This window comes from Erwinia mallotivora (genome assembly GCF_000590885.1).
Lineage (GTDB): Bacteria > Pseudomonadota > Gammaproteobacteria > Enterobacterales > Enterobacteriaceae > Erwinia > Erwinia mallotivora.
Map to the genome: position 1 here is coordinate 19424 of NZ_JFHN01000046.1, position 15655 is coordinate 35078.

The 15655-nt window shown below is 54.7% G+C and carries 16 protein-coding genes; 12 read left to right on the forward strand and 4 right to left on the reverse strand.

Features of this window, described 5'->3' with window-relative positions:
* Positions 1–45 precede the first annotated feature (45 nt).
* Both purE and purK read left to right on the forward strand, forming a co-directional pair.
* Positions 46–555, forward strand: coding sequence for a 5-(carboxyamino)imidazole ribonucleotide mutase (gene purE / locus BG55_RS10880; protein WP_034937489.1), 510 nt, complete (start codon positions 46–48; stop codon positions 553–555).
* Entirely contained in the window at positions 552–1634 is a 1083-nt protein-coding gene (gene purK, locus BG55_RS10885; protein WP_034937491.1) for a 5-(carboxyamino)imidazole ribonucleotide synthase, read from the forward strand. The genes purE and purK overlap by 4 nt, the downstream gene beginning before the upstream one ends.
* 100 nt (positions 1635–1734) lie before the next feature.
* On the opposite strand, the gene ybbP is transcribed toward purK, so the two are convergent.
* Both ybbP and ybbA read right to left on the reverse strand, forming a co-directional pair.
* Positions 1735–4152 (reverse strand): putative ABC transporter permease subunit YbbP, encoded by a 2418-nt coding sequence (gene ybbP, locus BG55_RS10890; RefSeq protein ID WP_034937494.1) that lies wholly within the window; start codon positions 4150–4152, stop codon positions 1735–1737.
* Positions 4149–4835: a putative ABC transporter ATP-binding protein YbbA gene (gene ybbA, locus BG55_RS10895; RefSeq protein ID WP_034937496.1), complete on the reverse strand. Its 687-nt coding sequence runs from the start codon at positions 4833–4835 to the stop codon at positions 4149–4151. The genes ybbP and ybbA overlap by 4 nt, the downstream gene beginning before the upstream one ends.
* Between ybbA and tesA the strand changes: the two genes are divergently transcribed.
* The 5 genes from tesA to BG55_RS10920 all read left to right on the forward strand — a co-directional run bounded on the left by tesA (position 4806) and on the right by BG55_RS10920 (position 8659).
* Positions 4806–5456: a multifunctional acyl-CoA thioesterase I/protease I/lysophospholipase L1 gene (tesA, locus tag BG55_RS10900; protein ID WP_034937547.1), complete on the forward strand. Its 651-nt coding sequence runs from the start codon at positions 4806–4808 to the stop codon at positions 5454–5456. The two genes, ybbA and tesA, sit on opposite strands and share 30 nt — an antisense overlap.
* 4 nt (positions 5457–5460) lie before the next feature.
* Positions 5461–6234, forward strand: coding sequence for an SDR family oxidoreductase (locus BG55_RS10905; RefSeq protein ID WP_034937499.1), 774 nt, complete (start codon positions 5461–5463; stop codon positions 6232–6234).
* A 77-nt stretch (positions 6235–6311) separates the two neighbouring features.
* The gene (locus tag BG55_RS10910; RefSeq protein WP_034937501.1) at positions 6312–7169 is read left to right on the forward strand and encodes a co-chaperone YbbN; all 858 of its coding nucleotides are present in this window, start codon (positions 6312–6314) and stop codon (positions 7167–7169) included.
* Between the two features lie 111 nt (positions 7170–7280).
* Positions 7281–8195: an SPFH domain-containing protein gene (locus BG55_RS10915; RefSeq protein ID WP_034937504.1), complete on the forward strand. Its 915-nt coding sequence runs from the start codon at positions 7281–7283 to the stop codon at positions 8193–8195.
* Entirely contained in the window at positions 8195–8659 is a 465-nt protein-coding gene (locus BG55_RS10920; RefSeq protein WP_420842908.1) for an NfeD family protein, read from the forward strand. The genes BG55_RS10915 and BG55_RS10920 overlap by 1 nt, the downstream gene beginning before the upstream one ends.
* Before the next feature lie 59 nt (positions 8660–8718).
* Here the strand turns inward: BG55_RS10920 and cueR are convergent, their stop codons facing one another.
* On the reverse strand, positions 8719–9129 hold the full coding sequence (gene cueR, locus BG55_RS10925; RefSeq protein WP_034937509.1) for a Cu(I)-responsive transcriptional regulator: 411 nt from the start codon (positions 9127–9129) through the stop codon (positions 8719–8721).
* A gap of 95 nt (positions 9130–9224) precedes the next feature.
* Here cueR and copA point away from each other — a divergent pair, with 95 nt between their 5' ends.
* The 3 genes from copA to ybaK all read left to right on the forward strand — a co-directional run bounded on the left by copA (position 9225) and on the right by ybaK (position 13277).
* The gene (gene copA, locus BG55_RS10930; RefSeq protein WP_034937510.1) at positions 9225–11738 is read left to right on the forward strand and encodes a copper-exporting P-type ATPase CopA; all 2514 of its coding nucleotides are present in this window, start codon (positions 9225–9227) and stop codon (positions 11736–11738) included.
* 77 nt (positions 11739–11815) lie between these two features.
* A complete protein-coding gene (locus tag BG55_RS10935; protein ID WP_034937512.1) occupies positions 11816–12616 on the forward strand; it encodes a TraB/GumN family protein in 801 nt (266 codons plus the stop codon).
* A 181-nt stretch (positions 12617–12797) separates the two neighbouring features.
* On the forward strand, positions 12798–13277 hold the full coding sequence (gene ybaK, locus BG55_RS10940) for a Cys-tRNA(Pro)/Cys-tRNA(Cys) deacylase YbaK (protein ID WP_034937513.1): 480 nt from the start codon (positions 12798–12800) through the stop codon (positions 13275–13277).
* 33 nt (positions 13278–13310) lie between these two features.
* Here the strand turns inward: ybaK and BG55_RS10945 are convergent, their stop codons facing one another.
* Entirely contained in the window at positions 13311–14186 is an 876-nt protein-coding gene (locus tag BG55_RS10945; RefSeq protein WP_034937515.1) for a LysR family transcriptional regulator, read from the reverse strand.
* Positions 14187–14273: 87 nt separating this feature from the next.
* On the opposite strand from BG55_RS10945, the gene BG55_RS10950 reads away from it, so the two are divergent.
* Positions 14274–14732, forward strand: a complete 459-nt coding sequence (locus tag BG55_RS10950; RefSeq protein ID WP_034937516.1) for a multidrug/biocide efflux PACE transporter — start codon at positions 14274–14276, stop codon at positions 14730–14732.
* 432 nt (positions 14733–15164) lie between these two features.
* The gene (locus BG55_RS10955; protein WP_052018793.1) at positions 15165–15509 is read left to right on the forward strand and encodes a hypothetical protein; all 345 of its coding nucleotides are present in this window, start codon (positions 15165–15167) and stop codon (positions 15507–15509) included.
* Positions 15510–15655: the final 146 nt, after the last annotated feature.

A 15655-nucleotide genomic window follows, 5' to 3' on the forward strand; every position in this document is an offset into this window, starting at 1 on the left:
CCGACCTGAAGATGACGTTTGTACAATCACAGGAGTCTCACCCGCATGTCTTCCAATGCTGCACCGGCCCGTATTGCCATTGTTATGGGTTCCAAAAGTGACTGGGCAACCATGCAATTTGCCGCCGACATTCTCACCAGCCTGGCCGTGCCTTTTCATTGTGAAGTGGTTTCAGCACACCGCACGCCGGACAAACTGTTCAGTTTTGCCGAACAGGCAGCTGAAAACGGTTTTCAGGTGATCATTGCAGGCGCGGGTGGCGCAGCACATCTGCCGGGCATGCTGGCGGCGAAGACGCTGGTGCCGGTGCTGGGCGTGCCGGTTCAGAGTGCAGCGCTGAGCGGTGTCGACAGTCTCTACTCCATTGTGCAGATGCCTCGCGGTATTCCGGTCGGGACGCTGGCAATTGGCAAAGCGGGCGCCGCCAACGCCGCGCTGCTGGCAGCACAAATTCTGGCACTGCATGACAATCAACTGGCCTCCCGCCTCGACGGCTGGCGGCAAAAGCAGACGGATGAAGTGCTGAACAATCCGGATCCGCAGGAGGAAGCATGAAGCCGGTTTGCGTATTAGGTAACGGACAGTTGGGCAGGATGCTGCGCCAGGCAGGGGAGCCGCTGGGTATCACTGTCCATCCGGTCGGGCTGGATGCCGAACCCGAAGCCCTACCGATCCAGCAAAGCGTGATCACCGCAGAGATCGAACGCTGGCCGGAAACCGCCCTGACCCGTGAACTGGCCGATCACAACGCCTTTGTTAACCGCGATATTTTTCCTCGTCTTGCCGATCGTCTGACGCAAAAACAGTTGCTGGATCAACTGGGCTTACCCACCGCGCCCTGGCAGTTGCTGGCGGACAACAGTGAATGGTCACAGGTATTCGCCACGCTGGGTGAACTGGCTATCGTCAAACGCCGTACTGGCGGCTACGACGGACGCGGCCAGTGGCGTCTGCGCAAAGATGGCACCAGCTCACTGCCAGCCGAGTGCTACGGTGAATGCATCGTCGAGCAGGGGATCAATTTTTCCGCTGAGGTGTCGCTGGTGGGTGCCCGTGGACATAATGGCGACACGGTGTTTTATCCGCTGACTCATAATCTGCACCAGGAAGGCATTCTGCGCACCAGCGTGGCATTTCCCCATCCGGACAAGACTCAGCAACGGCAGGCTGAAACCATGCTTTCAGCCATTATGAACGAACTGAACTATGTCGGCGTGATGGCGATGGAGTGCTTCGTGGTTCCGGAAGGTTTGCTGATCAATGAGCTGGCTCCCCGTGTACACAACAGCGGCCACTGGACGCAAAATGGCGCATCCATCAGCCAGTTTGAACTGCACCTGCGGGCCATTCTGAATTTACCGCTGCCGCAGCCGGTGGTCAGCACGCCTTCGGTGATGGTTAATCTGATTGGCACAGCGGTCAACCGCGACTGGCTGAGCCTGCCGCTGGTCCATCTGCACTGGTATGAAAAAGAGGTCCGTCCGGGGCGTAAAGTTGGCCACCTGAACCTGTCAGATGTCAGTACGGACGCATTGCAGGACACGCTTCATGCCCTGCTACCTCAACTGCCGGAAGAGTATGCCAGTGGTATTGGCTGGGCGGTCGAAAAACTACAGGATGCCCGCCTGGATTGATAAAACACTCAAATCGCCTTCGTGGCACAGTTTCACTGACTCAAGGCCCGGTTTAAAAAGCCTGCGCGTCCCTCACGAACTGGTGAGGGACGCGATGAAGCTACTCTGCGTGATAATTCCTGAACAACGCTTTCCCTTTCAGTAACCGGATACCCAGCCAGCCCCCGCAGAGCGACAGTAACAGCGCTCCGGTTAAGGGCAGCGTCAGCCATAACATCACATCCGGCTGCCAGGGAAAATCAAACACTTTGCGCTGCAATCCCCATAAAGCCGCTTCTGCGCCAATGGCAGCAGCAATGCCTGACACCAGCCCCAGCAGAGCAAACTCATACCACAGCGTGCCACGCAGCAGTTTTTTACCCGCGCCCAGCGTGCGCCAGACGATCAGTTCCTGCCGGCGCTGACGCATTCCGACCTGTACCTGCGCCATTAACAGCAGCACACCACAGGCAGTCACCAGCACCACCATAATCTCCAGTGCCTGACTGACCTGAGCCAGCACCTGGCCTATTTGTCGCAAAATGCTGCCAACATCAAGCAGGCTGAGCGTTGGAAACTGGCGATTCAGTTGCGCCAGCAGCGCATTGTTATCATCAAGACGAAAGCTGGTCAGCCAGGTCTGTGGCTGGTCATCAAGCGCCCCCGGCGGGAAGATAAAAAAGAAATTGGGCTTGAGGCTTTCCCAGTCAACTTTGCGCAGGCTGGTGATGGTGGCCGAAAACGTCTGTGTATCGCCGGTAAAAGTCAGCTTATCGCCCGGTTTAACGCCAAGCCGCTCAGCCAGCGCCGCCTCCATTGATACTTCACCTTTCTGCGGCGGCCAGCTACCGGCAGTCAACGGATTGTGATCTGGCAATGCGGCCTGCCAGGTAAGGTTCAGTTCACGGTTAAGTGAATTATCCAGCGCAGGATCGGCGGGCTTACCCTTAATCTCCGTCAGTCGCGCCCTGATTATCGGGTAGAAGGTTTGTGGCTCAATTCGCTGCTGCTGGAGAAAGGCTTTCACCTGCGGCACCTGATCCTGAGTCAGATTCAGCAAAAAGTAATTCGGACTTCCCGGAGGAAGCTGCTGCTGCCAGCGATCCAGCAGATCGCCACGCATTACTAACAGTAGCGCCAGCAACATAAAAGAGAGGGAGAATGCCGCCAGTTGACTCAGGGTGGTCCAGGGCTGACGAAGCAGGCGGTTTACAGCCAGCCTGAATGCCAGGTTACGTACACTGATGCGTTTCAGCAGCATCAGTGCCAGCCAGCCGATGCCAGCCAGCAATAGTGATAGCAGCACAATCCCGCCGACTAACGCCCAGAGCAGCTTACTGCCGCCCACCAGCAACGCCAGCAGCCCGACCACGATCAGTGCCATCACCGGAAGATAATATTTCAGCGGCCAGAGCCTGGCGACCACATCCCGTCGCAGTACGCGCAATGGCTGAGTCGCCAGCAGTAAGCGATAAGGCCGTAATCCGACCAGCAGCGAGATGACAAACAAAGAGCCTGTCGCCCAGAGCCACGGCCACGCGCTGGCGGCAGGCAGTTGACCAGGCAGCACAGGCTGCAACATCCTTAACAAAAGCCATTCAAATACCTGTCCGATTATGCCGCCTGACACCACAGCCAGCAGCAGCACCGCCAGCCACTGGCCCAAAATTAGCTTGCGTAAAGCAGCACGATTCGCCCCCAGCGTTTTCAGCACCGCCACCAGATCGTAGCGGCTACGGCAGTAGTGACTCATCGCGACGGTCACCGCTGCAACAGCCAGCATCAGGGTCAGCAGTGCTGAAAGCAGCAGAAACTGCCGGGCACGCTGCATGGATTTGCCCAACGCATCGTCTGAATTATCAGTACTTATCCAGCGCTGATCCGCGCTGATGTGCGAGTCGATAAAGCGGTCATAATGTGATAACTGCTCTGCCGTACCGCCAAACTTATAGCGCCAGGTAATGCGACTACCAGGCTGGATCGCGCCGGTTTTTGCCACATCCGCCAGATTAATCAACAACCGGGGCGCGGTCTGGAAAGGATTAAACCCGGCGTCCGGCTCCTGAATCACCTCGCCAGCAATACGCAAGGTTGTATCGCCCACATCAAGATTGTTGCCTGCTTTCAGGTTAAGCAATGACAGCAGGCGCGGTGCCGCCAGAACGGTCCCTTCAGCCGGTTTCAGTCCCGCCGGACGGGTTGTCAGGGTGCCAAACATCGGATAGACATTATCTACCGCTTTAACCGCAGCCAGCTGCGGTGTCTCTCCGGCCCAGGTCATGGTCATGAATGTCAGCTGGCGACCTACCTGCAATCCGCTGTTACGTGCTTCGTCCAGCCACTCCTGTGGCACTTCACGCGGGCTCTGCAACGTCCGGTCACCGGCCATAAAGTCCCGGCTTTGCTGAGTCAGCCCTTTTTCCATCCTGTCACTGAGCGATCCCAGCGCCAGTACACAGGCGACCGCCAGGGTCAGCGCCAGCCAGACGATCAGCAGCGAAGGTGATTTCCATTCACGCCAGAACCAACGCCAGATCATGCTTCCTCCCACAGCTTGCCATCGCGGACCCGCAGTCGGCGATCGCAGCGTGCCGCCAGCTGTTCATCATGGGTGACCAGAATCAGCGTGGTGGCAAAATCGCGGTTGAGGGAAAACAGCAGATCGGCAATGCGATCGCCGGTTTTTCTGTCCAGATTACCGGTCGGCTCATCGGCAAACAGCAGTGCAGGACGACCATTGAATGCTCTTGCAAGGGCAACGCGTTGTTGCTCACCGCCAGAAAGCTGCGAAGGCAGGTGCGTCAGACGTTCTGCCAGCCCGAGCTGTTCCAGCAGATTACGGGCCTGCTCACGGCTCTGGCGGTCACTCTCTCCACGCAGTAGTGCGGGAAGCTGCACGTTTTCCAGCGCGTTGAGTGTGGGGACCAGCATAAACGACTGAAAAACGAAGCCGATATTTTTCGCCCGCAGTTCAGCCCGCTGCTCCTCATTCATCTGGTGTAACGGCGAGCCAAGCAGAAATACTTCACCATCACTACCATCATCCAGGCCCGCCAGAATGCCCAGCAGGGTCGATTTGCCGGAACCGGACTCACCAATCAGGGCAAGGGTTTCCGCCCGTTTGACAACCAGCTCAACTCCGGTAAGGATGGAAAGCTGATGCTCACCCTGACCGACGGACTTACTAAGACGATGAACTTCCACAATGTTTTCCGCTGGCATTACCCTTTCCTGATTTTAATGTTACTGATGACGCTGCGTGCAGCCGCAGCAGATACGTTACTGGTGCTGGGCGACAGCCTCAGCGCCGGTTACCGGATGTCGGCCAGCGCCGCGTGGCCAGCATTACTCAATGATAAATGGCAAAAATCGCCCGCTGTGATTAACGGTAGCATAAGTGGCGACACTGCCACTCAGGGACTGGCTCGCCTGCCTGCCCTGCTGAAACAACATCAGCCGCGCTGGGTACTGATTGAACTGGGGGGCAATGATGGATTACGCGGTTTTCCGCCGCAAAATATCGCGCAGGATCTTAGTAAAATCATTAACCAGGTAAAAGCGGCCAACGCCCAACCGCTGCTGATGCAAATCCGTTTGCCGGCCAACTATGGGCGACGATACACCGAATCCTTCAGTGGTATTTACCCGAAACTGGCTCAGGAGCTTAGCGTTCCTTTGGTGCCCTTTTTTATGGAACAGGTCTATCTCAAGCCCGAATGGATGCAGCCGGATGGCATTCACCCTGCTGCCGACGCCCAGCCATTTATTGCTGAACTGATGGCAAAAACACTGGCTCCACTAGTTAAGCATGAGTCCTCCGCTTTGCAGGAAACCAACAGGTAAAGTTATGCAAAAAATAGTCGTTATAACCGGATGTTCCAGCGGCATCGGGCTGGTTGCCGCCAGTGATTTGCTACGGCGCGGTTACCATATCTTCGCCGCCTGCCGTAAACCTCAGGACGTGGAGCGCATGAATCAACTGGGATTTACCGGCATTGAGCTGGATCTTAACGATGCCGACAGCGTGACGCGTGCTGCCCGGCAGATCCTTGAACTCAGTAACAATCAGCTGTTTGCCTTGTTCAACAACGGCGGCTATGGCGTTTACGGCCCGCTGGAATCCATTACCCGGAAACAAATGGAGCAGCAATTTGCCACTAACCTGTTTGGCACCCATCAGTTGACCACCCTGCTACTTCCCGCTCTGCGGGCCAGCGGTAATGCGCGGATTATTAATACCAGCTCGGTGCTTGGACTGATTTCCACCCCAGGCAGAGGAACCTATGCCGCCAGCAAATACGCGCTGGAAGCATGGTCGGATGCCCTGCGCATGGAGCTGTATGGCAGCGGCGTTCAGGTCAGCCTGATTGAACCCGGCCCGATTGAAACTCGCTTCACCAACAATGTGCATCAGGCACACCGGGACAAACCGGTAAAAAATCCCGGCATCGCTGCCCGCTTTTCACTCCCCCCCGAGGCAATTTTGCCTAAACTACGTCATGCGCTGGAGAGCAAAAAAGCACGTTTACGTTATCCCGTGACGCTGGTCGCTCATGCCATGACTTTTTTGCGCCGCTTACTTCCCGGCTGGATAATGGATCGCATTTTGCGCGGTAAATAAGCAGATAACGCGAATAAACCTTGAAGCACGGACCGCTGCCCCAATAGAGTAAGAAACCCTGTATAAGAGACCAATCCATGTCATCACAAGCTGCCATCATCACCATCAACGAGAGCAATCTGCATCAGACGCTGGAACAGTCGATGCAGGTTCCGGTGCTGTTTTATTTCTGGTCAGGTCGCAGCCAGCACTGTCAGGAGCTGACGCCGGTGCTGGAAAGGCTGGCGCAGGAATATGCCGGTCAGTTTATCCTGGCGGAACTGGACTGCGATGCTGAACCTGCGGTAGCTCAACAGTTTGGTCTGCGCTCAATTCCCACCGTCTATCTGTTCCAGAACGGTCAGCCGGTGGATGGTTTTCAGGGGCCGCAGCCGGAAGAAGCCATTCGTACACTTTTGCACAAAGTTCTGCCTAAAGAAGAAGAGCTGAAAGCCCGTCAGGGGATGCAACTGATGGACGAAGGCAAAGTGCTGGAAGCACTGCCGCTGTTGAAAGAGGCATGGCAGTTAAGCAGGCAGAACAGCGAGATGGGCTTTCTGCTGGCCGAAGCCCTGATTGCGCTTAACCGCAGCGATGAGGCGCAGGCCGTACTGGATGTGGTGCCCTTACAGGATAAAGATACCCGTTATCAGGGGTTGATCGCGCAGATTGATCTGCTGAAGCAGGCGGCTGATACGCCAGAAATCCAGCTGCTCCAGCAACAGATTTTAGCGGAGCCTGAAAACGCTGAACTGGCGACAAAGCTGGCATTGCAACTGCACCAGGTTGGCCGTAATGAGGAAGCGCTGGAACTGCTGTTCGGCTTTCTGAAAAAAGATCTGAGTGCTGCGGAAGGTCAGGCGCGTAAAATGCTCCAGGAAATTCTCGCCGCGCTGGGTACCGGAGATGCACTGGCCGCTAAATATCGTCGACAGCTTTACTCTCTGCTCTATTAGGCTCTGTCTGCCCCAGCGGATGGCAGCAGCCATGCTACCCGCCAATAAAAATAGGTAGCAAACGGCCGAAGGGAGTTATTCGGCCTGTAATATCAACAATCCGGAGGTTATATGCTCACTGTCATACCCGTTATTATCATCCTGGCGCTAATCCTTGTCTGGTCAGGCATTAAAATTGTTCCCCAGGGCTATCAGTGGACGGTGGAACGTTTTGGCCGTTATACCAAAACGTTGCAGCCGGGTCTGAATCTGCTGGTGCCCTTTATGGACCGCGTGGGGCGCAGGATCAGCATGATGGAACAGGTGCTGGATATACCGTCTCAGGAGATCATCTCGAAGGACAACGCCAGTGTCACCATTGACGCCGTCTGTTTTATTCAGGTGGTGGATCCAGCCAGGGCCGCCTATGAGGTAAGCAATCTGGAACTGGCGATTGTCAATCTCACCATGACCAATATGCGCACCGTACTGGGCTCAATGGAGCTGGATGAAATGCTGTCGCAGCGTGACAACATCAACACCCGACTGCTGCGAATTGTTGATGAAGCGACCAATCCCTGGGGCGTGAAAATTACCCGTATCGAAATTCGCGATGTGCGACCACCAGCCGAACTCACTGCATCAATGAATGCGCAGATGAAGGCTGAACGCACCAAGCGCGCCGATATTCTTGAAGCTGAGGGCGTGCGTCAGGCGGCGATTCTCCGTGCGGAAGGAGAAAAACAGGCACAAATCCTTAAAGCTGAAGGGGAACGACAGTCCGCATTTTTACAGGCCGAAGCACGGGAACGTAGTGCCGAAGCTGAAGCCGCCGCCACGAAAATGGTTTCAGAGGCCATTGCCGCTGGCGATATTCAGGCCATTAACTACTTCGTGGCTCAGAAATATACCGATGCCCTGCAACATATCGGTACGGCGAATAACAGTAAAATGGTGTTGATGCCACTGGATGCCAGCAGCCTGATGGGCTCCATCGCCGGGATATCAGAACTGCTGAGCGAAACCAAAAAAGATCGGCAACGCTGATGGCTGAATTATTCGCAAATCCCTGGTTACTCTGGCTTGCCATCGGCGGTCTGCTACTGGTAGCAGAGATGCTGGGCACCAGTGGATATCTGTTGTGGAGCGGCATGGCAGCCCTGCTGGTCAGCCTGCTGGTGTGGCTGGTGCCGTTGTCATGGGAATGGCAAAGCATCAGCTTTGCCATTCTGACCGTCCTTTCCGCCCTGGGCTGGTATTACTGGCTGAAGAGCCGTCAGCGTAAACAGCCTGATTCTTTCCTTAATCAGCGTGGCGGTCAGTTAACAGGCCGCAGACTGACACTGGATCAACCCCTGGTTGACGGGTTTGGCCATGTAAAAATTGGCGACAGCAGCTGGCGGGTGCAGGCAGCGGAGGATTATCCGGCGGGTACGCAGGTGGTCGTGGTGGCGGTGGAAGGTATCACCCTACAGATAATCCGGTTTGCAGAATATAGTCCCGCCCCCTGAGCCGTCGGGCGGCCGGCAGATGACAATAGCAGGGCCAGCCTTCAACGATATAAACGGCCTCAAACGCAGTTTTTATCATTACCGCATCCTGACAGCTGATTAATTATCGGGCAGTCAGCGCTTTCATCGCCGGGGCAACTCTCAGCCAGCGCCAGCAAACGCTGGCGCATCAGTGTCAGCTCCTGGATGTGCGCCTCAATCTCCGCCACTTTTTTCAGCGTACGGACTTTAACATCGGCACTGTGACGCCGGGGATTGTTAAACAGTAAAACCATTTCCCGGCACTCTTCCAGGTTGAATCCAACCTGGCGGGCCTGGCGTAATAATGTTAGTTCTTCAAGATGCTTTGCCGTGTAACTGCGATAGCCATTTTCGCTGCGTAAAGGTGGGGTAACCAGCCCTTTTTGCTCATAAAACCGGATAGCTTTGGCAGTCAGCCCGGTTTTACGAGCCACATCGCTGATATTCATTTTATCTCCTTGACCTTCCCCTCAAAGGAGGGTTTAAGCTCCATAACTATTCCAAAACCCCGCTGGGGTCAAACCTGAATGCAAGGAGTTTTACCATGACACAGACTACGGTACTGATGCTGGAGGGGTTATCCTGCGGCCACTGTGTAAAACGGGTGAAAGAGGCGCTGGAACAGCGTGGCGACGTTGAGCAGGCCGAAGTCACCACCACTGAAGCCCGTATCAGCGGTGCAGCCAGTCAGCAAGATCTGATCGCCACCGTTGAACAGGCCGGATACCACGCCGTCCCGGCACAGGACGCTTCACACCCAAAGCCTGATCCGCTGACAGTATCAGAACCTCAGCCGGAAGCGCTGACAGCGGCTATTAATCAGCTTCCGGCACAGGAGAGTGAGAGTTTTCATCTGTTGATTGATGGCATGAGCTGCGCAAGCTGTGTCAGTCGGGTAGAGCAGGCACTGCATAAGGTGTCCGGGGTCAGCCAGGCACGCGTCAATCTGGCTGAACGCAGTGCTCTGGTGCTGGGTGCGCCCTCCCCCTCCGCATTGATTCAGGCGGTGCAAAACGCTGGCTATCAGGCAGAAATTATCGGAGATGAGCGTCAGCGCCGGGAAAAACAGCAGCAGACGGCGGATAACGCCATCCGCCGGTTCCGCTGGCAGGCGACGCTGGCACTGGCGCTGGGTATCCCACTGATGATCTGGGGTATGGCAGGCGACCACATGATGCTGACTGACAGTAATCGCCACGGCTGGCTGGTAGTGGGCCTGTTGACCCTGCTGGTGATGGTGGTCGCAGGGGGACATTTTTATCGCAGTGCCTGGCGCAGCCTGCTGAAAGGCACATCCACCATGGACACACTGGTGGCGCTGGGGACCTCAGCCGCATGGCTCTTTTCCATTACCGTTAATCTGTGGCCTGGGGCATTCCCGCCAGAATCCCGCCATCTTTATTACGAAGCCTCCGCCATGATTATCGGGCTGATTAACCTGGGTCATATGCTGGAACAGCGTGCTCGCCAGCGCTCCTCACAGGCACTGGAACGCTTACTTGACCTGACACCGCCGACGGCCTGCGTGGTGACAGCGGACGGAGATAAAATTACCGACCTGAGCGAAGTGCAGCCAGGAATGACATTGCGCCTGACAACCGGCGACAGAGTGCCGGTAGATGGCATTATCACGCAGGGTGAAGCCTGGCTTGATGAAGCAATGTTAACTGGCGAAGCACAGCCGCTGCATAAATCTGCCGGTGACAATGTTCATGCAGGCACCGTTATGCAGGATGGCAGCGTGTTGTTCACTGCCCGCGCCGTGGGAAAAAATACCACGCTGTCGCGCATTATTACGCTTGTTCGTCAGGCTCAAAGCAGCAAACCCCGAACAGGCCAACTGGCAGACCAGATTTCAGCCATTTTTGTGCCTGCCGTGGTGGCGATTGCCCTGCTCAGCGCCGCCGTCTGGTATTTCACTGGCCCGGCACCACAGATGGTTTATATGCTGGTCATCGCCACCACGGTATTAATTATTGCCTGTCCCTGTGCGCTGGGTCTGGCGACCCCGATGTCCATTATCGCCGGGGTTGGACGCGCTGCTGAGGCCGGCGTGCTGGTCCGCGACGCCGATGCCCTGCAAAAAGCCAGTACTGTTTCGATGCTGGTGTTTGATAAAACCGGAACGCTGACCGAAGGCACACCCAGAGTGGTGGATATATCACTCTACAACGGCACCACCGAACAGCAGGCGCTGAGCTGGGCTGCCGCGCTGGAGCAGGGTTCACAGCATCCACTGGCCCGCGCTATCCTCAATCGCGCCGCCGACCAGCCCCTGACGGAAATAACCGAGTTTCGTACCCTGCGTGGACTGGGTGTCAGCGGCAAGGCAGACGGCACCGCACTGTGGCTGGGAAACAGCACGCTGCTGTTACAGCAGCAGATTGACATCACAGCGGCCAAAGCGCAGATAGCTACGCAGTCTGCGCAAGGGATTACCCCGGTTCTGTTTGCCGCTGATGGTGAAATAAAAGCCATGTTTTCAGTACGCGATCCGTTAAGGGCCGACACGGTATCAACGCTGAAACGTCTCAGGCTGCGGGGTTATCAACTGGTGATGCTGACCGGTGATAACGAGCTTACCGCCAGAGCGATTGCAGATGAGGCCGGACTGGATAAGGTCATTGCTGGCGTATTGCCAGAAGGTAAAGCAGAGGCGATTCGCACTCTGCAACAGCAGGGCCATCAGGTGGCGATGACGGGTGATGGCATCAATGATGCCCCGGCGCTGGCCCAGGCTGATGTGGGTATTGCCATGGGTGGCGGCAGCGATGTGGCAATTGAAACCGCCGGTATGACGCTGATGCGCAACGATCTGACGGCGCTGGCAGATGGTCTGGCCATCGCCAAAGCCACACTGAGGAATATGAAACAGAATCTGCTGGGGGCATTTATCTATAACGCCTGTGGTATTCCGATTGCTGCCGGGGTGCTTTACCCACTGACCGGTACGCTACTGAGTCCGGTGGTGGCGGGGGCGGCGATGGCCCTGTCATCAGTTACTGTTGTCAGCAACGCTAACCGACTGATTCGCTACCAGCCACCGTCTGATAAGTAATGCCAGCCAACGGCTGCGGCCTGGTCCTCACTCCGTTAACGCGTTAGCATAGTGCGACAACGGCTAAGGCGGAAAGTATGGCAAAACTATGGCGTAGGGTCGCTTTTCTGTGGCAAAAATTCTTTGCGACAGGCTACAGCTGGCCGGCAGTGGATATCACCCTCGGGCAAAGGCGGCTGCATCTGGTGGGCAGTATTCACATGGGTACGCAAAACATGGTGCCGCTGCCCCGCGGCCTGCTTTTAAAGCTGGAACAGGCAGATGCGCTGATTGTTGAAGCAGATATCGCTACAGGCGCGTCGCCATTCAGTGAGCGCCAACAGTGCCCACCGCTGACAGAACGTCTTACCACCTCACAGCTGGAGACCCTGAACCGCTGCTGTAACGAAGTGATGATTGAGCGTGAAGGAATCGACCTGCTGCCTGCCTGGCAGATAGCGCTGATGCTTCAGGCACAGCAGGCGCAGAGACTCGGACTGGATGCCGGTTGTGGTATCGATTACCAGCTGTTGAAAGCCGCCCGTTCGCAGCAAAAAAAAGTGATTGAGCTGGAGGGTGCGGAAACCCAGCTGGCGCTGCTGAAAGCGTTGCCGGATAATGGCCGTTCGCTGCTGGAAGATACGCTGACACACTGGCACACCAATGCCCGCCTGCTGCAAATGATGATCGGCTGGTGGCTGGAAAGTCCCCCATCCCGCCCGCAAAGCGCTCTGCCTGCCACCTTTAATGCAGGACTGAACGACATACTGATGTTGCAGCGCAATCAGCGCTGGTGCCAGATATTGCAGTGTTTACCGCCAGGAAAGTATGTCGTGGCCGTGGGTGCATTACATCTCTACGGTGACGGCAATTTGCCGGAGATGCTGAAAAAAACCTGAAAAAAAAGGCCAATATGAATATCGGCCTGTCAAAGAGAAATTTTTAATGATTTTAGTTAGCCACCAGCAATCAGGTTGCTGGCGGTAGCAGATTGTCGCGTAAAGCCTGGATTTTCGCCAGTACTTTTTTTCAACAACAAAGACTCTGTTTATCAGGTTAATTATCAATGGGGTGGTTTTGATGACGCCAGCAGTAAAACTTCTGGAAAAACATAAAGTCAGTTTTCGTCTGCACTCCTATGAGCATGACAGCAACGAAACGCATTTTGGCGATGAGGCAGTAACACAGCTGAATCAGGATGCCAGCCAGGTCTATAAAACGCTGCTGGTGGCCCTCAACGGTGACAATAAAACGCTGGCTGTTGCCGTCACACCTGTTGCCGGACAGTTGGACCTGAAACAGGTAGCAAAAGCATTCGCAGTGAAAAAGGTTGAAATGGCCAGTCCGCAGATTGCCCAACGAACCACCGGTTATTTGCTGGGCGGCATCAGCCCGCTGGGTCAGAAAAAACGTCTGCCGACGGTGATCGATCGCTCTGCACTGAGTTTCCCGACCATTTTTGTCTCCGGCGGTAAACGCGGGCTGGAGATTGAACTGGCCGCTGAAGCGCTGGCGCAGCAGGTAAACGCCTCATTCAGTGATATCGCCAGACGGGATTAACAGCAACGCTACACTGTATTGAGCGCCATCAGGTCACGGCTCATCGGCTTTTTGCGCCAGCAGCTGGTCGATCATCCAGCGACCGGCCGGTCCGGGTGGAGTACGACGTGACCAGACGGCGTCGACCGAAATCCGCTGCGGCCAGCCCTTAACGGGCAGTTCGCACAGCAGTTGATGTCCGAACTGCTGCACCAGCCAGCGCGGCAGAATACTCCAGCCAAATCCCTGCTCTGCCATTTCCAGCAAAAGTAAGTAGGACGGGGCTGACCAGCCCCCTTTACCAGGCTGGTAACGCGCATTTTCTACCCAGGTATTCAGACAGAGTTGTCGCACCCGTTTAAGACTGGTCTCGCTGACCTGTTGCTGTTGTGCCAGAGGGTGATCATAGCGCAGGTACAACGCCATTTGTGCTTCCACCTGCAAGCGGGAACTGACGATATCTGGCGGATAGTCAGGTTGCGCGCGGATGATGCCAACATGTGCTCTGCCCGCCAGCAGCAGGTCAATGACATCGTTGTCCTCGGCAATCATGCAATCAAACTCAATTTCCGGATAGCGTACGGCAAAACGTTTCAGCAGAGACTCATGATAATCAGCCTGCCAGAAATCAGACATCACCAGGCTGAGGCAGGGTTCTGACTCCTCTGCCAGTCTGACGGCCAGCTCATCCAACTGCGCGCTGGCGGCGAGGATCTCCCTGACCTGCACCAGTGCCCGACGACCATTTTCTGTCAGCACAGGCAGCCGGGAATCACGGCTGAACAGGGTAAAACCGAGGTCAGTTTCCAGATTTGCCACGGCGGTACTGACCGTGGACTGACTTTTACGCAGCACCCGTGCGGCGGCAGAGAAAGACCCACTCTCCACGGTCTGCACAAATGCTAACAATGATTCCGGTGAATATCGCACAGATGTATCGCTTTTTTAGATAGAACCTCATTTTACCTTAGCAGATAACCGCCAGAAAATAGTCGCGGATTCAGTTAAGGAGTCGATATGTATACCCGGACAATCAAAGAACGCATCTGTCACGCAGTGGGCTTCGAGGTGTTAGCCATTTTATTAGTGGCACCTCTGGCGGCATATATTATGGGAAAACCTCTTTTTCAGATGGGGGCGTTAGCCATTATGTTGTCAACTGTGGCAATGGGCTGGAACGTGATCTACAACGCCGCCTTTGACCGGATTTTCCAACCAGCAGACGCCCGTCGTGGCTGGCCGCTGCGCATTACTCATGCCCTGGGATTTGAAGGCGGTTTTATCTGTATCGGTTTACCGATTGCTGCCAGAATGCTGGATATCACGTTGTGGCATGCATTTATGGTTGAAGTGGCTTTTTTTCTGTTTTTTCTGCCTTATACCATCGGCTACAACTGGTTGTATGACACGCTGCGCGGCAGATTTATCCGCCATAAAAATGGTGACAGCCAGCGTGTTCATCACTCTTCAGAATAGTGCCGTCTGGCAACAAAGCTCAGATGGCGGCATACAGGTTTAACGCAGGTGAAGGCTACTGGTGCCGTGAAGCGCCGCTGCCTGACCGCCATTAACTCCGTTAAATAACAAAGCTTTAAATTTATTTTTTAACAAAGACAACCTCAGCAATCTGACCGCATGCGTAATCGCCTCTGAGGCAGTATTGAGCTAATTATGGGTGCCATTGAAATGGCCGGGGCTACGATTCTTTGTATCGCCCCGGAGCCAATAGAACTGACAAAAGCATATTGCCGTCAGAACTGCATGTGAATTCTGGCGCAGACGGAACATTAACCCTCACGCTGACAGGGATGATTTACACTCAGTAACCTACATCGTTAACGGTGGTTATAACGGCCTTGTTATGAGAAAACAGGCACTGGACCGCATAAAAAAAGAGATGGGTATTTCATGATGCTTAAATTAAAAAATATTGTTGCCGCCGCTTTGATGATTACTGCCTTTAATTCTTTTGGGGCTGCTGAAAAGTCTTCAATGACATGCAAGGAAAATACACTTAAAGATGCCAAAAAGCTTTTATCATTTTATCGTGATAACGACGACCGCATATTAATTGAGGAAAAAGTTACCCCACTAAATAGATTAAATAACCCTCAGAATAATTCCCAGAAATTTGATGTACTGGAAACCTGGGGGTATATCTACAAAGGTAAGTACCGAATGCGCTTTACTTACTATCCTGAAGCGGACTGCGCCCTGATGGGAGAGGATATTCTTGAATATGCCGATCTTTGATTTTGGCTTTACATACCAGAGGGGATCTTTACCCCCTCTGTAACGCTTTAAATTAACGTGTGAACTTCCTGAATTTTGCATCAGCATGGTTTTCTTCGATCTCGCATTTCGCATTTCGCGGCTGAGTGACAACACTTTTTGCGTAA